Consider the following 18,803-nt stretch of genomic DNA (forward strand, 5'->3'; position numbering starts at 1 on the left):
TTCAGAGTTAGCGCAGTGAGCTAAATAGTGTGTTAAATATTTCATTGGCTGTGGTCATGATCCGAGCCGATGCTTGATAAGACTGCTGAAAACGCATCAAATTTGCCGCCTCCTCATCAAGGTTAACCCCAGACACACTTTGAACTCGGGTATAGGCCTGGTTAAAAATCGCTTCAGCCGATCCCATAGACATTTCTGCCGACTTAGTCTTACTGCCCACCCCCACAGTTGTGTTTTCAAATACATCCGTAAGCGTTGTTTTGCCGCCATTCATCAGTTTGGCTTCGTTTAACTTAGCCATGTTCACCATGTTGCTGTTATCACCTTCGGCGAAGGACAAGTCGAAAGTAAACTTCTCTGTAGTCGCCGCAGTAGAATCAATCTCGAAGGTAAAACCGTGAGCACTGATATTAGGCGGAGTGTAAGCCGCAGCCGCGCCAAGTGAGGTACCGTTAACATCAAACACTTCAAATGTTGGTGGTACCGCCGATGGGTCGACTTCAAATGTGAGCTCAGAGCCAGTAACGGGAAAATTAATGTCGGTTCTATCATCGATGCTTACGAGATTAACTTGGCTATTGCCAGTATTCGCCGCATCGGCGGTAATTTTAGTACCTGCTGCTGCGATACCTTTAGGGTCGGTCATTTCAACCGATAATGAAGCCGCTGCACTTGAAGTTGGGCGAATTTCAAAGGTATCACCCGAGGCCAGCGCACCTGCATCGATATTGATACTAAAACCATTAGCGCCTTCAAGTTTGGTACCGTTAAGTGTTAGCGGCGTAATATTGCCGCTAACGGCATCTTTTAACTCATAGGTCGATGGTGCGGTGAATTTAAGCTCATAACTACTGCCTGTTAAACTGCCCACATCATCAATGTTAACGCTTAGATTTGCTGTACCAGTATTACTTGATAGTGCGCCAACACGACCTAGTTGCATCGAAGGATCGTTAATATCGGTAAAAATATTGGCGCCCACTTGACCATTGAGATCGAAGCCTTGTGCTTGAGCTTGATTAAACGCGTCGCTTACCCCTAAGGCAAATTGACCTAGTTCCATTTGCGAGGGCAGCAATGTTTCATCGCGATAATTAACTAGAGCCCCTAACTGGCCGCCAAGTTTGCTTGCATCAACAATCATACTTTTATCACCCGATTGCGCGGTGATCTGTAACTCATTCGGGTAGGGGTCGCCCTGCACTGTGCCCATTTGCATCGACATCTCGCCGGAAACCAGCATCATAGATCCGCCTAACATCACGCTCTTAGCACCGGATTCAAGCGGCACTACGTTGACAGAGGCATACTCGCTCAGCTCTAGGATCAAGGCATCTTGCTTGTCCAGTAACTGCATATCTTGACCCTGAGACTTCATCAGTTCACGGTTAATGCTGCCTAGCTCATTACTGATCTCATTTATTCGGTCGGTAACCGCTGAGATCTGATCATTGGTCTGAGTCATCTGACTATCGAGATGCCCTTGCATCTGATTAATGCTGTTAGCTAATTGGTTAGCACTGGTCAGCATTGAACCTCGTAGCCCCAAATCACCGGGGATATCAGCCAGTGCGTTCATGCTAGCGAAGAAATCATTTAATCCTTGCGGTACCGCCTTACCAATTTGCGAGAACAGTTGGTCAAGCTCGCTCATCTTAGTAAAAGTGGTTTGTGATTCACTGACAGCGGTAGAGCCAATGCGTAACTCTCTTGTGGCATAGTCGTTATAGACACGCTTGACATCAGACACATAGGTACCCGCGCCATAAAAGTCATTGCCCATGCGCTGTGAGTCCAGCGCCGACTGTGAGACCACCTGGCGGTTATAGCCTGCCGTATTGGCATTGGCGATGTTATTACTGGTTATCGCCAGCTGAGACTGTGAAGCCAGTACACCTGTGCGAGCAATATTCATTAGATCTAAAGACATGCGTACTGGCTCCTTGCTTCAAGAGGTTTCACAAAATGATTTTTCATTGCTTAACCCCTTGTAAGACATCTTTGAAGTCTCGAGTAATCGTTTTCATCACCTGAATAACCTTATCGGCATATTTAGGGTCGGTAGCGTAGCCAGCATCTTGCAAAGAGCGAATAAAAGCTTGTGGATTAGCTGCCTGCTTCATTGCATCTTGATATCGCTCCCCGTTGGAGACAAATGAGACAAAGTCATTAAAGCTCTGACCGATATCGTCATAAACCCTGAAATTAGCTCGCTGCTTAACCGCGATCCCTTGCTCATATTCCAGGGTGCTCACCGATGCTTGTTCGCCTTGCCAACGGTTATCAGCCTTAATATTAAATAGATTATTACTTTGCTGACCTTGATGGCCTTTCACCATCTTTTGACCCCAGCCTGTTTCTAGCGCAGATTGTGCAATCAAGACTTCGGGTGTGGTTCCTAAGGTTTGAGCCGCTTTTTGTGCATGAGGATATAAACGCGCCACAAACTCATCTTGGCTGGTAAAATTTGCCTGAGACTTATCAGCATTGGCTGCCGCCGACGGCAATACTTTGCCACTCAATACTGAATCTAATGTTTGAGTCTTGGCGCTAAAAGTTGGTGCTGGAGCAACTTGAGCGCTATTAGCCTGAGACTGAGCCACAAAGGGAGCAGCTTGAGCAAATGGATCAGCTTGAACAGATGTAACATCAGCAGTGGCAACACGAGAACTCGGCATCTGCAGCATATCCGGTCTACCCATGGTCAATGCTGCAGCCTTAGAGCCGGCGTTGATATCACCACGTAGTACAGAGGCCGGCGTCATTGGACTGTTGGCTGGGTCAAGTTGCTGCACCATTAAATCGGCTAGGCCCAACATACCTTCACCCGACAGATTGAGCGACATCTGCTGATCATGCATCTGCTCATAAAACTTGGTGTACTGGCTGTTCATTGGGCTGTCAGATTCAAACACAGCATTGGCGTCACGCATGCTTTGCATCAGCATCTGTACGAAGATCCCTTCGAATTGCTGAGCAACTTCTTTTAACGCACTGGTTTCATCGTTTTGAGCCTTGGACCTTAATGAGTCCAAGCCTCCAAGATCCAGAAATTGCGATGCGTTCGACAGCTTTTCCATGACACCTTTCCAATAAAACTGACAATATTTAGATAATTATCAGTTCACCATGCAAAGCGCCTGCCATCTTTAACGCTTCTAGAATAGCAAGTACATCAGAAGGCGCTGCGCCTACCAAGTTAACAGCCCTGACGAGCTCGTCTAGCGTGGTGCCGGGGTTAAACATAAACATGCGACTGTCTTCTTCTGCCACATCAATTGTACTGTCTGTCGTCACTACAGTTTGCCCATTACCGAAGGCATTAGGCTGAGAAACTTGGGTGGCTTCAGCGATTGTCACCGTTAAGCCACCATGGGTTACAGCTGCTGGCAATAATTTGACGTTTTGACCCACAACAATTGTGCCAGTACGAGAATTGACAATCACCTTGGCAGACTCAGCAGCTGGCTCGACTTCAATATTCTCAAGGGTTGCCAAAAATGACACTCGCTGAGATACATCTCTTGGGGCACTCACTTGCACCGATGTCGCATCGAGAGGTCTTGCCATGCCTGGGCCTAGTAAGTCATTAATCGAATCAGCTAAACGCTTCGCGGTAGAGAAATCGGCGCGGCGCAAGTTAAAGGTCAAGTGATCGCCCGTAGAAAAAGGCGTCGCCACGGTACGCTCAATGATGGCGCCATTGGGAATTCGACCGACTGTTGGCGTGTTTTGCACCACCTTTGAGCCATCCATGCCTTCGGCGCTAAAGCCACTGACCACCATGCTGCCTTGAGCTATCGCGTACACATTACCGTCGACCCCTTTTAGAAAGGTCTGCAGCAGCATGCCACCCCGTAAGCTTTTTGCCTCACCTAAGCTTGAAACCGTCACATCTAAGGTTTGACCCGGTTTAATAAACGGCGGCATTTCTGCGCTCACGGCAACAACCGCAATGTTTTTAATCTTAGGTCTGAAATTATCAGGCAGATTAATACCAAAGTTTTTCAGCATAGTTTTAAAGGTCTGCTCGGTATAGCGGGTCTTCTCACCCGTCCCCGGCAAACCCACCACTAAGCCGTAACCAATCAGCTGGTTACTACGAACCCCTTGTACATTAGCGATATCCTTGATCCGCTGTGCATGTACTGGGGCGCTCAAGGCTAAGATTGCACAGAGCAAAACCAATTTTAATTTCATCATCCTAAATCCTTAATCTGGGCTCATACCAAAGGTCGGCCTAGAATGGCCACCAGCTACCCATAAAGAACGAAGCTAACCAACCCACTTTCTGCACTTCAGCAAATGTTCCGGTGCCGCTGTACTGAATACGTGCATTGGCGACTCGCTGTGAGTCAATCGTATTGTCTGGTCGAATATCTTGCGCTCGCACAATACCTGTGATGCGAACGAACTCGTCACCGTTATTAATGCTTATCCATTTTTCACCGCGGATCACCAAGTTACCGTTGTTCAGCACCTGCATCACATTCGCCGAGATACTGCCTGACAAACTGTTGCTTTGATCTGCATCTGATTCACGTTTGGTGTTCATGCTGTCTTTGTAGCGCAGATCGATAGGATTACCGCCGATGGTGACATTGCCGCCGCCAGCATAAATGGGATCAAGCGATAAATCGGTACCTTTAGAGATCTCGTTATTAGCGCTCTTTTTCGCCTGAGTCTGCTCCATCAACATCACAGTTATGATGTCACCCACCTTCAAGGCTTTAATATCTGAATAGAGGCTAGATGCCTGACTATCTTGATACATAGAGCCTGTTGCAGCGATTTTAGTCGGCGGCGCCTCGGGATAAACTGGCGCATAATAGGGATCGTCAGCAATCGGCTTACCATTGGTCGAGTTGCAACCCGATAAGGCAGCCATAAAGATAAATGCCCACAAACGCTTCATAATCAAAGCCTCTTAAAAAATCTTAAAGATTTTGGTTAACGTAAGACAGCATCTGGTCAACCGCTGAGATCACTTTTGAGTTCATCTCATAAATACGCTGACTCTCGATCAAGTTAACCAACTCTTCGGTCACGTTAACGTTTGAAGTTTCAAGCGCACCTTGACGAATAGCACCCATACCATCAAGCGAAGCGGTGCCTTGGATTGGTGTGCCGCTCGCGCCCGTTTCCATATACAAGTTTTGCCCCATAGGATCGAGTCCTGACGGATTAATAAAGTCAGATATCGCTAACTGCCCCACCACTTGGTTTTCAGCATTACCTGGGGTCTTAACTGAAACCTCACCTTCTGCCGATACCGTAATACTGGTGGCATCGTCTGGAATAGTGATCGAAGGCTGGACCACATAACCCGACCCTGGCGTTACGATCTGTCCGGTATCATCTAAGCTAAACTGGCCATTACGGGTATAAGCGGCAGTACCGTCTGGAAGTTGCACTTCAAAAAATCCAGGTCCTTCAACCATCAAATCTAACGAGTTATCCGTTGTGAGCATGTTGCCCTGGGTAAACATCTCTTGGGTGGCCACGACCTTAGTACCCGCACCAATACTTAAGCCATTTGGCATCTTAGTATTAGATGCACTGATGCCACCGGCTTGATTGACGTTTTGATAGAGCAAGTCTTCAAACACCGCACGGCTTTTTTTAAATCCAACGGTGCTGGCGTTAGCCACGTTGTTAGAAATTACAGAAATATCGGTTTGCTGAGCGTCTAAACCAGTCTTACTTATCCATAAAGCGGGATGCATAGTATCTCTCCTAGCTTATGCGCATTAAGGAAGAGGACGCGCGATCGTTCTCTTCTGCGGTTTTCATCATTTTCACTTGCATCTCGAACTGACGCTGCAGGTCAATCATAGATACCATTTCGTGGACTGCATTGACGTTGCTGCCTTCGACTGCGCCACTTAGCAGACCAACGCTCGGGTCAGCCGGTGCATTCTCACCAGACATCAAACGGAACAAACCGTCTTCCCCGCGCATTAAATTTTCATTTCCTGGGTTGACCAACTTGATGCGGGCAACCTCTTCAACCACCTCGGCAGTCGCTCCCGATGGACGTACAGACACGATGCCATCTTGAGAGATTTCGACTTTTTCAATCGGCAGCGGCAATACAATAGGACCATTGTCGCCCATCACTGCGGTGCCTTTATCATTACGCAGTACACCAGAGTTATCGAAACGTAGGCTGCCTGAGCGGGTATAAGCTTCACCGCCATTTTCGGCTTGCACCGCAATCCAGCCATCACCTTTTACGGCAATATCTAAATCACGCCCAGTGGTCTTTATCGGACCACTGGCAAAATTAGCTGACGGAGTTTCGGTCATGGAGAACACGCGTGTAGGCAAACCTTCGCCAAATGCCTGCATTGAGCGAGCTTGGGCGAGAGAGGATTTAAATCCATCGGTATTGGCGTTGGCTAAATTGTTGGCACTGACCGCCAACGAATTCATATTCTGTTTTGCGCCGCTCATCGCGACATAGAGCAATTTGTCCACGTAACACTCCGTCAAACTTCCGTCTAACGAAATAAATAGCAAACATCGTGCCAAGATAGATAAAGAAGGACGCTTCGCTGCTAGGACGTGACTACGTCACTTCGAGGGCGTCGCGTTGCGACTTCTAGATCCTAGGTTAAAAGAAGGTTCGAGGTTTAAAAAATAGGTTCTAGGTTAAAACTAAGATGAGAAAAGCTGAGATGGTAATGCAAAGATGGAACGGCCTGTGGCCTTACGGAATGCTTCGCTTACGGAAAAGACTTAACAGATTAAAGCATAAACGATTTAAAGCCGAATAAAGCTTAGCCGAAAAAGCCGGAAAATTTTGTCCCGTCTGATGTGGTCAACTAAGCGTTTCTGTGAGCGAGCCTTCGAACGTTCCGTCATCCGTAAGCGAAGCGTTCGGCTCTTGTGCTTTCCCTAGGATCTAGCAGGACGAAGTCCGCCCTAGCAGCCCGTAGGGCGTTCTTCTTAGCTTATACCGCCCTATGAGTGAGCCTGCGAACGCCCTAGAACCTTATCGGTTTGTGAGCCTGCGAACGTTCCGTCTTCCGTGAGCGAAGCGTTCGGCTCTTGTGCTTTTCCTAGGATCTCGCAGTGAGCCTGCGAACGTCCTAGAAGCGAAGCGACCTAGAAGGACGGAGTCCGCCCTTCTTAGCTTTTAAAGCTTATCGAATTTGCAGAACTGTCTGCTGTAGCGTGTTATTCACTTCTAGGGTTCTTGAGTTCGCCTGGAAGTTACGCTGCGCCGAAATCAAGTCAACCAACTCAGTTGTCAAGTCAACGTTTGACTGTTCAAGCGCCGATGAGCGAATGCTACCAAAGGTACCGCTGTTTGCCTCACCCGCTAACGCTGGGCCCGAATCTAAGCTGGCTTTCCAAGAGGTATTACCCGCTTGAGATAGTCCTTGCTCGTTTGCAAAGCTCACCAAGGCAACACGTGCTAATGGTACGGTAGAACCGTTACTGTAACTCGCATTAATCAAGCCATCGGCGCCGACTTCAACGTTAGTCAAACGACCTACTGTTGTACCGTCTTGAGTCAATTCTGTCACTTCAAACGGCGAGGCGTACTGGGTCGGATTATTAAAGTTAAGTGTCAGAGTCTGGCTACCGTCGGCTCCAGGACCTAATACGTTAGCGCCACCCACACCTAGAGGCACTGTTGTGATAACAGCAGGGTTACTGCCGGTATAGGCTCCAGTATCATTAAATGAAACAGCCGCGCCTTTCCAACCCGCTGCGTTCTCAGCGCTTGCTTGTCCGTCGACTGTGCCGTCACCATCGGTATCAATATCATACTCTCCAGCAGCAGGATCTAAATCGACTTGCTTACCGTCCACCGCATAGAATGCTACCCAGTTACTTTCACCTGTATGGGCCGCATTTGGTGGACGAACAAAGTAAGAGGTAAGAATGTGTGGCTCGCCGAGTGAGTCATAGATGGTGACAGACGTAGAGTTATTAAATGTCTCTGGGTCATCTGGATCGAAAGCAGCTGGGTCAAGTGTGCCCTCACCCGCATTGAGGTTCATCTGAATGCCAACGTTATCTGTCTTTACTGGGCTACCTGCAGTATCTGGGATTTGTACAGGCTTAGTCGTGGTTAAACTCACAGATGTGGAGTTACCATCTTTGTCGACTGGGAAGGTCTGTAAAAAATTACCTGCAGAGTCCACAATATAATTGTTAGAGTCAAACTTAAAAGCACCGGCGCGAGTGTAAGAGTGATCTTGTGAACCGACTTCAGATGAAGTCACGAAGAAGCCGCCGCCATTGATCGCCATATCGAGTGAGTTATTGGTAAACTGCATACTACCTTGGTGGAACTGCTGCGCGACTTGGCTGGTTGCCACACCGCCGCCGACCGTGGTTTTGCTATTGGCAAAAATAGAACTTGCATAGACATCAGCAAATTCAGCACGGGATTCTTTAAAGCCTGTGGTGTTTACGTTTGCGATGTTGTTTGCAGTTGTATTTAGATCTTTTTGCGCAGACGATATACCGCTCAATGCAATGTTAAATGACATGATTCACCTCAATCCTTATTAAATTCGATTTCGGGGAAATTGATACATAGCTTGTAGCCAATCGCCCCTGAATATATCTGTCTAGCAATTAAGTTTCTGATACCGCTAAGACATCGCTGATCTTAATGCCACCAACGCCGCGTAAGTTCAAAATAGCGCCCGTCGCAGCGGTTCCCAATGACACACTGGTAACGTGGGCATAGGTCGATACTGGTAATTCTTCACTCGTACCATCTACCTTGCCGCTGGCTTTGAAGGTATAACTTCCCTCGGCAACAGGTTCACCATTTTTGTCTAAACCATCCCAACTCACATCGATATTGCCACCAGCACTACCATCCACGCTGTAGGTAGTGACCAACTGTCCTTTATCATCTTCAATACGAACAGTGATAGATTCGATAGGACTAGGCGTACTAATAATGCCCTTCATACTCGGATCATCTGCAGAGATATGAGCTGTATCGGAGGGAATAAGCACCTTTTGCCCAACAAGCCCCGATGCCTGTAACGCCTGACTCGAACTGGTTAACGCATTAAGGTTTATAATCTCTTCATTTAGCTTACTGATCCCATCTACGGTTGAAAAAGAAGCCATCTGCTGGATCATCTGATCATTTTCAACAGGCTTAAACGGATCTTGCATCGACAACTGTTGGCTCAACAGCGAAAAGAAATCCTCTTGGGTCAATTCTTGGCTATTAGGCTCTGGGATCGGATTTTCTTCAGGCAGACGTAAGCCATCAAGAAACGGATTCCCTGTAGATGTCTGTTCAGTGTTGGTCGCCGATGCTGTCGTACTTTGGGTCGCCGCTTGAGCAGTTTGCGGCGAAATAGCATTCGTCTGTTGAGTCTGACTCGGCGCCGTCTGCGTTGCGGTCAGCGGATTTATAAGGCTCAAAATTTACCTCCAGCTTTCACTGAGTTTATTTGCCTATTCTAAGTGTCTGCTGAAGCATAGATTTAGCGGCTTCAGTGACTTGAACATTCATTTGATAAGAACGGGAAGCTGAGATCATATTCGCCATCTCTTCCATCACATTGACATTTGGCTTATAGATAAAGCCGTCGGTGTCCGCCATTGGGTGATCTGGCGAAAACTCTTTATTTAGTGGTAAATCACTTTCTACAATCCCTTTAACAGCCACCGATTGCGCAGCGCTTTGATGCTGCTGCGCTTTACTCATCTCGGCTTCAAAGATTGGATGGCGAGCGCGATAGGTCTCTCCAACACTGCTCGATACTGAATCGGCGTTAGCTATGTTACTGGCTGTGGTATTGAGTCTGACTGACTGAGCAGACATCCCTGAACCCGCAACATTGAAAATATTAAATAAGCTCATAATTAATCGCCTCTAATCGCTTTTTTCATACCAGAGAACTTACTGTCGAGAAAACCCAGTGACATTTGATATTCAAGGGCATTTTGCATAAATGCTGACTGCTCTTGCTGAATATCGACAGTATTACCGTCACCGGTATCGGGTTGATTTGGCACTCTATAGCCTAAATGTTGCTGAGTTAACGCCGCCATATCGAAGTGCTTACTGTCACTTTTAGCCATGGCTAAACCTGTTTGCTGAGATTGGACCGCGTTCATTGCTTTTGAAAAATCAACATCGCGAGCCTTATAGCCTGGCGTATCGGCGTTAGCAATATTTGAAGAAAGGATCTCTGCACGTTGGGAACGAACGCCCAAAGTGTGTTGATGAACTCCTAACGCTTTATCAAAACTAATCGCCATAAAATTGCCTCCTCAGCTCTATGGCTGAAATAAAGCAATAGTTATGCCAAATTAATATAATAAAGAGAAGTTTATGATGAGAAAAAGCTCAAGTAGGCTTAGCCACAAACAAAAAACGCGTCTAGATAGACGCGTTAACTTGGCTAAGTGCTGTTCAGAACCGAGTTAAACTCGCTTCTGATAATAGATCCCCGGATTACAACGGATCATATCAAATTCATCTGACAAACCCGCTATAGACTCGGATGCGCCTAGAAACAGAATGCCGTTAGGATTTAATGCGGCAGCAAATTGCCGCAGTATTTTCCGCTTTGCCTCTGGAGAGAAATAGATCAATACATTGCGGCAAAAAATAATATCGAACTTGCCGAGTAAGGTGTAACTCTCGAGTAAGTTATGCGCTCTAAAATTGACTAAACGCTTAACGTTATCCTTAACCACCATGTTACTTGATGGCAAAATATCAAAAAACTGACGCTTGCGTTCGTCAGACAAACCTCTGCCTAAAGCGAGATTATCATACTCGGCACTTTTACAACGTTCTAGCATAGATGGCGACAAATCGGTTGCCAAAATACTGGCATTACTAGGCAAACTTCCAGGCTTACGCTGTTGGTGCTCTAAGATAGTCATCGCTAGAGAATAGGGCTCTTGCCCTGATGAACAAGCTGCCGACCAGATCTTTACCGGTCGGCCTAAGCGGCTGAATGTTGGTAATATGCTGTTCGATAATAACTCGAATGGATAACGGTCACGAAACCATAATGTTTCGTTTGTGGTCATGGCATCGATAACCTCAGTGCGCAACTGACGCTCTGTCGGCTTCATCGACTGCTTTACCACTTCTGATAAAGAGGGCAAGTTATACTTACCCATTAGAGGTGCTAATCGGCTCCGCACTAAATACAGCTTGTTCTCTCCCAGCACGATACCGCTGTGCTGCTCTAGAAATAATCTAAATTGCTTGTACTCATTCTCAGCAAGAGATTTATTTGGCACTCTGTTATCCTAATATCAATAAAACAAACCGCTTCAACCCGCTCGGTTAAACACAGCAAAAAAACAACGCAGCGTTATACCTTAGCATCAAGTCAAACACAAGCAAGAGATGTTTCCGACTCTGCTAAATTACTCAACTAAAGACTTAAATGCTTGTTCACTGCAGCCGCTAACTCATCAGGATTAAATTTCGCAATAAAGTCATTGGCACCGACTTTTTGCACCATAGCCTGATTAAACACGCCGCTGAGTGAAGTATGTAATACTACTTTGATGTTCTTAAGCTTTGGGTCATCGCGGATCTCAGCCGTTAAGGTATAGCCATCCATCTCAGGCATCTCAATATCTGAAATAATCAAAGGAATTTCAGTTGAAACATCATCCAGCTCGGCAGACATTGCTCTGAGTTTCTCTAATGCTTCTTTACCATCTTTTGCCGTATCGATTTGTAAATCCAGCGAAGTTAATGCCCGAATAATCTGTTTACGAGCCACCGAAGAGTCATCGATGACCATAATATGATAGTGCTGCTCTTTATCAATAGTTAAGGCATCATTTAGTTCTTGGCTGGTTTCAGTATTAACAGGCGAGATCTCATCGAGAATTTTCTCAACATCTAAAATCTCAACTAACTCATTATCAATCTCAGTCACAGCTGTAAGGTAAGAGAATTTCCCGGCCCCTTGAGGCGGCGGCATAATGGCTTCCCAGTTCATGTTGATGATACGCTCAACTGAACTCACCAAAAAGCCTTGTACGCTGCGATTATACTCGGAGATGATAATGAAACAGTTGTCAATATTCTCAATAGGTCTACCGCCTGTAGCTGCACTCAAGTCAATCACCGAGATGGTCATGCCACGTACATGGGCGACACCACGTACTTTTGAGTTCAACTTAGGCAGGCTAGTCAATGGAGGACACTGTAATACCTCCTTAACTTTAAACACATTAATTCCGAATCGTTGACGTCCATTTAATTTAAATAACAATAGCTCCAATCGATTTTGACCTACCAATTGGGTCCGTTTGTTTACTGATTCAAGAATATTCGACATACATTTTTGCCTTGTACCTACTTCTCATAGGCTTATATCTAATTTAAATTAAAAGATCTGCGCAAATAAACACTGAATTCTGGCCTCTACCGCTCAATTCCATACAGTTTCCTTTTTAGGCATACTACTTGCTTAACTAAAACTTATCTGAGTTAGCAATACAATTTCAGTCAAACTAATGACGCTCAAAGATGCAAAAGGATAGAGATGACTGCGGTCCAACACATTCCAAAATATACGCGCATTATAGCGAATCAAGCTACTGCATTCATTATAAAAGCTTTTATTGGCTCGCTTTTCATCATACTTGTGATGCCAACTCTAGCACTTGCAGCTGAAGCTGCCAGTATTCCTTCTATATCGACCATATCTCGATTAGCTATAGCCGCAGTTGAGCAAAAAATTGATGCTCCTGAAAAAGCTCGGATTAATATCACGCCACAAAGCCTAGATTCTCGAGTCAATTTACCTAATTGCTACCAGCCTATTAAGGCCGAGATAGCCAGTGACCGCGCAATTCGTCGTAATAATACGGTTAAAGTTAGTTGCAACAGCCCAGACTTAAGCTACCCATGGCAGATTTTCCTCTCGGTTCGAGTCGATATCCTCTACCCCATAGTCGTAGCAAAGTCGACCATGGGGCCAGGCGACCTGCTCGCTTTAGGTGATATTGAAATTGAATATATTGAGCAGAGCAGTCTTCGCGGCCAGCAATTTGAGGAGATCTCTCAAGTTGTTGGTGCAAGACTTAAAAGACGTGTGGCTCCGGGGCAACCCATTTTTGCCAATCAACTCTGTATCGTCTGCAAGGGCGACAGTGTGTCTATATTTGCCCGCTCTGAAAATTTTGAGATTAAAACCGTTGGTGAGGCACAGCAAGATGGTAATGTTGGTGATAAAATTCGAATAAAAAACAGTCATTCACATAAAAAACTCGATGCTCGTGTCACTGGTGTTGGCCAAGTCGAAGTAAGAATGTAAGAATATAAGTAGTAAAAATCCTAAAGTATTGAGCCATGCTGCCGATAGCATGTGTAATAAACTCTCTTTAGTAACTGTTGGATCTCAAAATGGCTATTGATATTAAACAAGTAAACCCCCATGCCAATACTCGTATAGGCACAGGAATGAATGCGAAAGGTGCGCCGGCTCAAACCGCATCAGCAACGCCCGCTGCAAGCGTACAGAAAAGCGATTCAGTGTCGATTACAGCGCAGGCTCAACAAATTCAAAACGTACAGACAAAGATGGCTGACATGCCTGAAATCGATCAAAAGAAAGTAGATGCAATCAAAGCTGCAATTGCTGAAGGTCGGTACAAAATCGACCCTGAAAAACTGGCAACTAACATCGCTAACTTTGAGAATGATCTTAAAGATTTAAATTAAGCCTAGTGTTCCTGCTTTCGTTTACAACGTCGCGGTCACTGGGCTCAACAAAATATAATGTAACCAACACGTTTGACTCAAAATAGACAGGCAATTATGACGAATTTATCTCAACTCATTAGCTCACAGCACCAAGTTTTGAACGAGCTAATAGAATTGATCAGCCAAGAGAAGCAAGCTTTGCACGCACAGCAGGCCGATGTTTTATTGTCGTTAGCTAGCACTAAGGCAAATCTATTGGCGAGTCTGAAGCACAATGATGAGATGATTGCCGTCCAACCAGATCTAGCCTTATTAAAAACAGACCCCGAGCTATCGCAACAAGTTACTAATACCAAGCAGCTATTAGCCGATTGCCAACAGCTCAATGCCGAGAATGAATCCTTAATTGAATTAAGTTTAGCCAGCTTAAATCGATTCTCTCAGGCACTGCAAGTCAGCCGCAACTCCTCTAGCCTGACCTATGATGGTAAAGGCCAAACCTCAAGTATCTCGACGCTTGGAAATAATTTAAAAGCTTAAAGCTTAGACGGGAAACGCGAAGACGAACGGCCTGCGGCCTTACGGCACGTGACTGTATGATTGAATAGAAGGTCACTACGGAACGCTTCTCTTACGAAAAAAATTTAAAAGATTAAAAGCGACGGCAATAAAAAAGCCAGAAGACTCATCTTCTGGCTTATTCAAGAAAGTAGGTAATCACTTTGATTCAAACAGTCTCAGCTTAAACCGTCTTTGCTTTAATCATCTCAGCTTTAACCGTCAGCGAAGCGTTCTGTGAGTGAGCCTGTGAACGTTCCGTCATCCGTAAGCCAAGCGTTCGTATCAGTCTTTGCTTGTGCTTTTCCTAGCTCCTAGAAGCGAAGCGCCCTTCTTAGCTCTAAAAATACGTAATCTCTTTCACTCGTTGTGAGCGGTTTTGCTGCTGATACAGCGCCCACACTTGCTCGAAATCCAGTTCAAGTTCTGTCACATAATGCTCACCAGCAGGATAACTCTTCACCACTTTCGCGCCGCGGATCACACCAGACACCGATGCCTGAATTTCATCACCCGCTAACATCCAGTCTCGAACCTGACTAGTCGCGCTAAGTTGCTGACCATACACCTGTTCGGCAAGCTCACGGTAAGCTGAAATCTTGGACGCCTGCATTGCCATTAATACACGCTGGGATTGTTCTGTTGCTGGCTGAGTCGCCAATGGTGCATACCCTATCGCAGTCAACTTAGGAAAAGAGCTCGGCGCCTCGGTTTCATACTGCACATATCTGTCTTGTGCTGAGCACGCGCTGAGTGCTAACACAGCACATAAAATAACGGCCTTCATCTTATTGACCCCCTACTAATTGAACCGTGTGCTGTCCAGCTTGTGCATCTCGATAAAGTAAACCATCTTGTGAAACGACTTTTTCAGATTGGCTAATATACCCAGGCATAGCACTCGCATTAACAAAGCCCTGCGCCGCCGATATCACTCGGTTATTGTTGATATTAACGATGCGACTATTTAACGCGACACCTTGAGTCGATAAGCTCATGGTCGACACAACCACATTTTCAATTGGAACATCTGCCGGTAACTGCTGCCAATCTCGAGTCAAAATAAACTCCCCAGATTGGGTCACTCTTAGAGTATCGCTAACATTGATATCGACAAGATTAAACTGATGATCATGCAAACTAGCAATCAGGCCTTGCTGAAATTGCAGCCCTAGCGCATTGGTAGACTTCATATCTGACAACAACACTGGTGTCGTAACCAGTAAAGGCTGATTTGAGCGTAAACCGTCATTTTGACGCACCAGTTCATTCACCATCTGCTTAGACAAATGATTAATTGCCTCGGTATGCGGCAAGCCATGGCCGTTAGCCATCTGTAGTTCAGCCTGATTATCGGCTTCAGTGCTTGTGCAGCCTAAAGCAAACAAAATAGGTAAAAAAATGATTAGTTTATACATTTTTTAAATTCCTGTTGGGCAGTAATCGCCACGGTTAACCTCGCTCACTATCTCACTCTCAGCCCATTTTTGGGACAAGATTTATCGACAGAAGTTAGCGCTATTAATTATTATCGGCAAATATGCGAATAACTTTATCGCTTTTCATCTTAAGAAACCGCCCTCAAAAACTAGGAGCGGCACGCAAATTGCTTAATACTAGGTTAAGCATTCAAGTTCGTCAGTTATCCGACATGCAATATCTTCGGCTATCAATTTCTAAAACTGGAAAGGTGAGATGAAACCAGCGCAATATTTTACAATCGCACTCGTGTGCTTAGCGTCATCAGTAATGACTTTACCGGTTCAAGCAAAGTGGATCAGCGCCAGCGGTCAAGCCCAAATTAATGACAACAATGTCAATCAAGCTAGAGAGAACGCCATTCATCAAGCCATTAGCTATGCAACATTGCAATCTGGTGCGCGTTTTAGCAGTCAACAGACTGTCAAAAATGGCCAACTGGTTAACGACTCTTTTACCCTTAAGCAGCAAGCACAAAGCCAGAATGTTGAACTGGTGAGTGAGCTTATTGAAGACGGTCAAATCACGGTTAACGTACGCATCGATATGATTGAGCCGCTCAACGACACTTGCCAAGCCACTCAACTCAAAGCGGCAATCTTAATCCCTCAGGCATTGATTAAAGATAGAACCCAACTTAGATACGGCAACCTTGGCCTTTTCGAACAAAACCTATCTGAACGTCTCGCTAGCACCCTAGAGCAGAGCGCCAGTAACAGCTTTCCACTGACTCACGCCAATGAACGTTTAGACATAGATCAAGCCCTAGTGGATGTGCGCGGCTATCGCTTACCCAGCTGGCTAAGTGAAATCACCGACAGTCAGTATATTTTACTACCAGAGATCATCGATATCTCAACCGAGCCATTCACCACGACCTTGGGGCTTTGGGACAATGACCCTATGCGCAATTTCCATATTCGCGTCTCTTTGTTCCACGGCATCAGCGGCGAAAAAATCTGGAGCCAGCAATATAGCCAATCTGCAGAGTGGGAGTTTAAGCGTCAACAAACGGTAAATTCAAACAGTGAAAACTTCTGGAGCAGTGAGTACGGCCAAGCAATCGATCAAGTACTCGCCAAGGTGAGTCACGATATAGATAGCAGCCTTAACTGTCGCCCTTTACTGGGCCAGGTTGTTTCAAGACAAGCCAATAGAATCATCCTTAATCTGGGCAGGCGTCATGGCATTCGCGTCGGTGATACCCTGCAGCTAGTATTACAACAAAATATGCCAGACAGGCTCGATAACATGCGCGCAGTAGCAGGTAAAAGCAAAGCAAGCATCACCATAGATCAAGTAACAGAAGAGAGCGCCACCGCAGTATTAGATGGCATAGCCGCATCGCTAAACATCCAAATCAATGACCTAGCGATAAAGCTATAGCTAAAGTATTGAGTAAAATTGCAGGCTCGTATGACAAGCAATAGCTACAAGCTAAAGCGAATTCATGACGATTAGCCTGCAAAACGCCCCGTTGCGAACATTTATTAAGCAACTAAATTTAAAGACTTTTCATCAGCTCTTTTCATCTAGAGTAAAACCAGTATAATCACTCACGTCTCCCTATAGCTCAACAGGATAGAGCAGTCGCCTCCTAAGCGATCGATCGGGGTTCGAGTCCCTGTGGGGAGACCATATACACTCCTTTGTATATGCAATTCAATAAGTTTTAGTCCGTTACTCTCTGTTGTAACCAAGCTGCTTACGATATAAAATCCGTTTACTTCAGAGCAAGCGAAGTGATTAAGAGCGGACTCAGCAAAGCCTTATCGCTACAGGGCATAAGTATAAGTGGCTCTAATGACTATCCTCACAGGCTTAAGCGTTAGTAGTAACTACTCTTATGTTTATTCCTCTTAGAAGTCAGCATAGGAACTTTTTCTGTATCGCGCTGCACAGTTCGCTCCCTTAGAGTTATTCCAAAAACCAAACTTCAGAAACCGTTAAATCAAGCAAACCTGCGCTAGTTTTAGAGTTAGCAGATTCTGAACTCTCAATACCTCCCCAGAATACTTCCTTTATACCTAGGCTTAAAATCGCAGTAAGCACCTGGTTTATGCAAGCAGACCATGAGAAGCGCAATCCCCTTTAAAGATTATTAGCAAGATGTATCAGATATGCTTAAATAGATAACTAACCGACACATTGAAAATTGATTAGGGAAGCTCAATGATAGATGAGTTCTACAACATAATTGGAAATGTGGGAACAGCCCTACAGCACTTAATCTTCCCAATGCTATTTTTTTGCCTATTCGCCTACCTTCTTAAAAGAAAACAAGCAGTAACAGCATTTCGTACCAGCTTACCTAATAGTATTTTCAATATTAGTATCATGTGTTTTAACTTGATTTTTATCTCATTAATTTCGAATCACCTTAAGTGGCTATATTCGATAGATATTGGGGAAAGTTTATCTCAGATTTGGGCATCACTTCCAGAGTGGCTAGTGATTCTATCTGCGGTTTTTTGTGGTGACTTTATCGGCTATTGGCGGCACAGATTTGAGCATTCTCGAATACTCTGGCCTTCCCATGCTATGCATCATTCTGATACTCAAATGAGTTGGCTGACTCTACAAAGGTTTCATCCATTTAATCGCATATCTACACTGATTATTGATACGGGTTTATTAATGTGTCTAGGTTTTCCTCCCTATGCACTTGTCGCTAATAATCTTGTTCGTCACTATTATGGCTACTTTATCCATGCAGATCTGCCGTGGAATTATGGTGCGTGGAATAAAGTATTCGTATCACCAGTAATGCATCAATGGCATCACGCCGCTGATCCTGCTGCCTACCATACTAATTTCGCAACTATATTCTCAATCTTTGACCGTGCTTTCGGTACATACAGAGTTCCAGGACTTTGTCATATTCCTCTTGGAGTATCTTACAATGTCGGAGGGAGTATTTTAGGTCAATTACTTTACCCCTTTAAACTAAGTTCTTATTTAAAAAAATCTGAGGCACCACAACCAAAAAAAATCGATACTTAATGCAGCTGGCAGCTATCTCCTTTCCCTTTCGTTCTCAGAGAGCTGTCCTATCTCTACTTTTTACATGTGCACTTACACACGC

General features: G+C 45.2%; 19 protein-coding genes and 1 tRNA gene. 6 read left to right on the top strand and 14 right to left on the bottom strand.

Annotation, left to right across the window (positions count from 1 at the left end; genetic code table 11):
* Positions 1 to 7: 7 nt before the first annotated feature.
* The 12 genes from flgK to Q1A86_RS13070 all read right to left on the bottom strand — a co-directional run bounded on the left by flgK (position 8) and on the right by Q1A86_RS13070 (position 12,311).
* A complete protein-coding gene (flgK, locus tag Q1A86_RS13015) occupies positions 8 to 1,930 on the bottom strand; it encodes a flagellar hook-associated protein FlgK (RefSeq protein WP_299807209.1) in 1,923 nt (640 codons plus the stop codon).
* Between the two features lie 43 nt (positions 1,931 to 1,973).
* Complete coding sequence (flgJ, locus tag Q1A86_RS13020; RefSeq protein ID WP_299807211.1) at positions 1,974 to 3,080, bottom strand: flagellar assembly peptidoglycan hydrolase FlgJ; 1,107 nt, start codon at positions 3,078 to 3,080, stop codon at positions 1,974 to 1,976.
* Between the two features lie 28 nt (positions 3,081 to 3,108).
* Positions 3,109 to 4,200, bottom strand: a complete 1,092-nt coding sequence (locus Q1A86_RS13025) for a flagellar basal body P-ring protein FlgI (protein ID WP_220760202.1) — start codon at positions 4,198 to 4,200, stop codon at positions 3,109 to 3,111.
* A gap of 40 nt (positions 4,201 to 4,240) precedes the next feature.
* Complete coding sequence (gene flgH / locus Q1A86_RS13030) at positions 4,241 to 4,915, bottom strand: flagellar basal body L-ring protein FlgH (protein WP_299807213.1); 675 nt, start codon at positions 4,913 to 4,915, stop codon at positions 4,241 to 4,243.
* A gap of 22 nt (positions 4,916 to 4,937) precedes the next feature.
* A complete protein-coding gene (flgG, locus tag Q1A86_RS13035) occupies positions 4,938 to 5,726 on the bottom strand; it encodes a flagellar basal-body rod protein FlgG (RefSeq protein ID WP_220760114.1) in 789 nt (262 codons plus the stop codon).
* 10 nt (positions 5,727 to 5,736) lie between these two features.
* The gene (flgF, locus tag Q1A86_RS13040; protein WP_299807216.1) at positions 5,737 to 6,480 is read right to left on the bottom strand and encodes a flagellar basal-body rod protein FlgF; all 744 of its coding nucleotides are present in this window, start codon (positions 6,478 to 6,480) and stop codon (positions 5,737 to 5,739) included.
* Between the two features lie 668 nt (positions 6,481 to 7,148).
* Positions 7,149 to 8,510 carry a flagellar hook protein FlgE gene (gene flgE / locus Q1A86_RS13045; RefSeq protein WP_299807218.1) on the bottom strand — a complete coding sequence of 454 codons (1,362 nt, stop codon included), beginning with the start codon at positions 8,508 to 8,510 and terminating at the stop codon, positions 7,149 to 7,151.
* Positions 8,511 to 8,598: 88 nt separating this feature from the next.
* A complete protein-coding gene (flgD, locus tag Q1A86_RS13050; protein ID WP_299807355.1) occupies positions 8,599 to 9,402 on the bottom strand; it encodes a flagellar hook assembly protein FlgD in 804 nt (267 codons plus the stop codon).
* Between the two features lie 34 nt (positions 9,403 to 9,436).
* Positions 9,437 to 9,853 (bottom strand): flagellar basal body rod protein FlgC, encoded by a 417-nt coding sequence (flgC, locus tag Q1A86_RS13055; RefSeq protein ID WP_012154594.1) that lies wholly within the window; start codon positions 9,851 to 9,853, stop codon positions 9,437 to 9,439.
* Between the two features lie 2 nt (positions 9,854 to 9,855).
* The gene (flgB, locus tag Q1A86_RS13060) at positions 9,856 to 10,254 is read right to left on the bottom strand and encodes a flagellar basal body rod protein FlgB (protein WP_299807223.1); all 399 of its coding nucleotides are present in this window, start codon (positions 10,252 to 10,254) and stop codon (positions 9,856 to 9,858) included.
* 165 nt (positions 10,255 to 10,419) lie between these two features.
* The gene (locus Q1A86_RS13065; protein ID WP_299807225.1) at positions 10,420 to 11,253 is read right to left on the bottom strand and encodes a protein-glutamate O-methyltransferase CheR; all 834 of its coding nucleotides are present in this window, start codon (positions 11,251 to 11,253) and stop codon (positions 10,420 to 10,422) included.
* A 137-nt stretch (positions 11,254 to 11,390) separates the two neighbouring features.
* Positions 11,391 to 12,311 carry a chemotaxis protein CheV gene (locus tag Q1A86_RS13070; RefSeq protein ID WP_299807227.1) on the bottom strand — a complete coding sequence of 307 codons (921 nt, stop codon included), beginning with the start codon at positions 12,309 to 12,311 and terminating at the stop codon, positions 11,391 to 11,393.
* A 207-nt stretch (positions 12,312 to 12,518) separates the two neighbouring features.
* Between Q1A86_RS13070 and flgA the strand changes: the two genes are divergently transcribed.
* From flgA to Q1A86_RS13085, 3 genes are all read left to right on the top strand, one after another.
* Positions 12,519 to 13,292 carry a flagellar basal body P-ring formation chaperone FlgA gene (gene flgA, locus Q1A86_RS13075; RefSeq protein WP_299807229.1) on the top strand — a complete coding sequence of 258 codons (774 nt, stop codon included), beginning with the start codon at positions 12,519 to 12,521 and terminating at the stop codon, positions 13,290 to 13,292.
* Positions 13,293 to 13,381: 89 nt separating this feature from the next.
* Complete coding sequence (gene flgM / locus Q1A86_RS13080; protein ID WP_299807231.1) at positions 13,382 to 13,699, top strand: flagellar biosynthesis anti-sigma factor FlgM; 318 nt, start codon at positions 13,382 to 13,384, stop codon at positions 13,697 to 13,699.
* A gap of 96 nt (positions 13,700 to 13,795) precedes the next feature.
* Positions 13,796 to 14,221, top strand: a complete 426-nt coding sequence (locus Q1A86_RS13085) for a flagellar export chaperone FlgN (protein ID WP_299807233.1) — start codon at positions 13,796 to 13,798, stop codon at positions 14,219 to 14,221.
* A gap of 358 nt (positions 14,222 to 14,579) precedes the next feature.
* Here Q1A86_RS13085 and Q1A86_RS13090 read toward each other — a convergent pair whose 3' ends face one another.
* Positions 14,580 to 15,026, bottom strand: a complete 447-nt coding sequence (locus Q1A86_RS13090) for an LPP20 family lipoprotein (protein ID WP_299807235.1) — start codon at positions 15,024 to 15,026, stop codon at positions 14,580 to 14,582.
* 1 nt (position 15,027) lies between these two features.
* Positions 15,028 to 15,657 (bottom strand): FlgO family outer membrane protein, encoded by a 630-nt coding sequence (locus Q1A86_RS13095; protein WP_299807237.1) that lies wholly within the window; start codon positions 15,655 to 15,657, stop codon positions 15,028 to 15,030.
* Positions 15,658 to 15,934: 277 nt separating this feature from the next.
* On the opposite strand from Q1A86_RS13095, the gene Q1A86_RS13100 reads away from it, so the two are divergent.
* From Q1A86_RS13100 to Q1A86_RS13110, 3 genes are all read left to right on the top strand, one after another.
* A complete protein-coding gene (locus Q1A86_RS13100) occupies positions 15,935 to 17,104 on the top strand; it encodes a flagellar assembly protein FlgT (protein ID WP_299807239.1) in 1,170 nt (389 codons plus the stop codon).
* A gap of 176 nt (positions 17,105 to 17,280) precedes the next feature.
* Positions 17,281 to 17,356: transfer RNA gene (locus tag Q1A86_RS13105), tRNA-Arg, on the top strand.
* 534 nt (positions 17,357 to 17,890) lie between these two features.
* Entirely contained in the window at positions 17,891 to 18,721 is an 831-nt protein-coding gene (locus tag Q1A86_RS13110; RefSeq protein ID WP_299807241.1) for a sterol desaturase family protein, read from the top strand.
* Positions 18,722 to 18,803 lie beyond the last annotated feature (82 nt).

The sequence above is a fragment of the uncultured Shewanella sp. genome (assembly GCF_947497935.1).
In the GTDB taxonomy this organism is placed as follows: Bacteria; Pseudomonadota; Gammaproteobacteria; order Enterobacterales; family Shewanellaceae; genus Shewanella.

Bases quoted from the DNA above. Each gene is read 5' to 3' on its own strand.
- flgK (WP_299807209.1), bottom strand. From the start codon at position 1,930: ATGTCTTTAGATCTAATGAATATTGCTCGCACAGGTGTACTGGCTTCA.
- flgJ (WP_299807211.1), bottom strand. From the start codon at position 3,080: ATGGAAAAGCTGTCGAACGCATCGCAATTTCTGGATCTTGGAGGCTTG.
- Q1A86_RS13025 (WP_220760202.1), bottom strand. From the start codon at position 4,200: ATGAAATTAAAATTGGTTTTGCTCTGTGCAATCTTAGCCTTGAGCGCC.
- flgH (WP_299807213.1), bottom strand. From the start codon at position 4,915: ATGAAGCGTTTGTGGGCATTTATCTTTATGGCTGCCTTATCGGGTTGC.
- flgG (WP_220760114.1), bottom strand. From the start codon at position 5,726: ATGCATCCCGCTTTATGGATAAGTAAGACTGGTTTAGACGCTCAGCAA.
- flgE (WP_299807218.1), bottom strand. From the start codon at position 8,510: ATGTCATTTAACATTGCATTGAGCGGTATATCGTCTGCGCAAAAAGAT.
- flgC (WP_012154594.1), bottom strand. From the start codon at position 9,853: ATGAGCTTATTTAATATTTTCAATGTTGCGGGTTCAGGGATGTCTGCT.
- flgB (WP_299807223.1), bottom strand. From the start codon at position 10,254: ATGGCGATTAGTTTTGATAAAGCGTTAGGAGTTCATCAACACACTTTG.
- Q1A86_RS13070 (WP_299807227.1), bottom strand. From the start codon at position 12,311: ATGTCGAATATTCTTGAATCAGTAAACAAACGGACCCAATTGGTAGGT.
- flgA (WP_299807229.1), top strand. From the start codon at position 12,519: ATGACTGCGGTCCAACACATTCCAAAATATACGCGCATTATAGCGAAT.
- flgM (WP_299807231.1), top strand. From the start codon at position 13,382: ATGGCTATTGATATTAAACAAGTAAACCCCCATGCCAATACTCGTATA.
- Q1A86_RS13085 (WP_299807233.1), top strand. From the start codon at position 13,796: ATGACGAATTTATCTCAACTCATTAGCTCACAGCACCAAGTTTTGAAC.
- Q1A86_RS13090 (WP_299807235.1), bottom strand. From the start codon at position 15,026: ATGAAGGCCGTTATTTTATGTGCTGTGTTAGCACTCAGCGCGTGCTCA.
- Q1A86_RS13095 (WP_299807237.1), bottom strand. From the start codon at position 15,657: ATGTATAAACTAATCATTTTTTTACCTATTTTGTTTGCTTTAGGCTGC.
- Q1A86_RS13100 (WP_299807239.1), top strand. From the start codon at position 15,935: ATGAAACCAGCGCAATATTTTACAATCGCACTCGTGTGCTTAGCGTCA.
- Q1A86_RS13110 (WP_299807241.1), top strand. From the start codon at position 17,891: ATGATAGATGAGTTCTACAACATAATTGGAAATGTGGGAACAGCCCTA.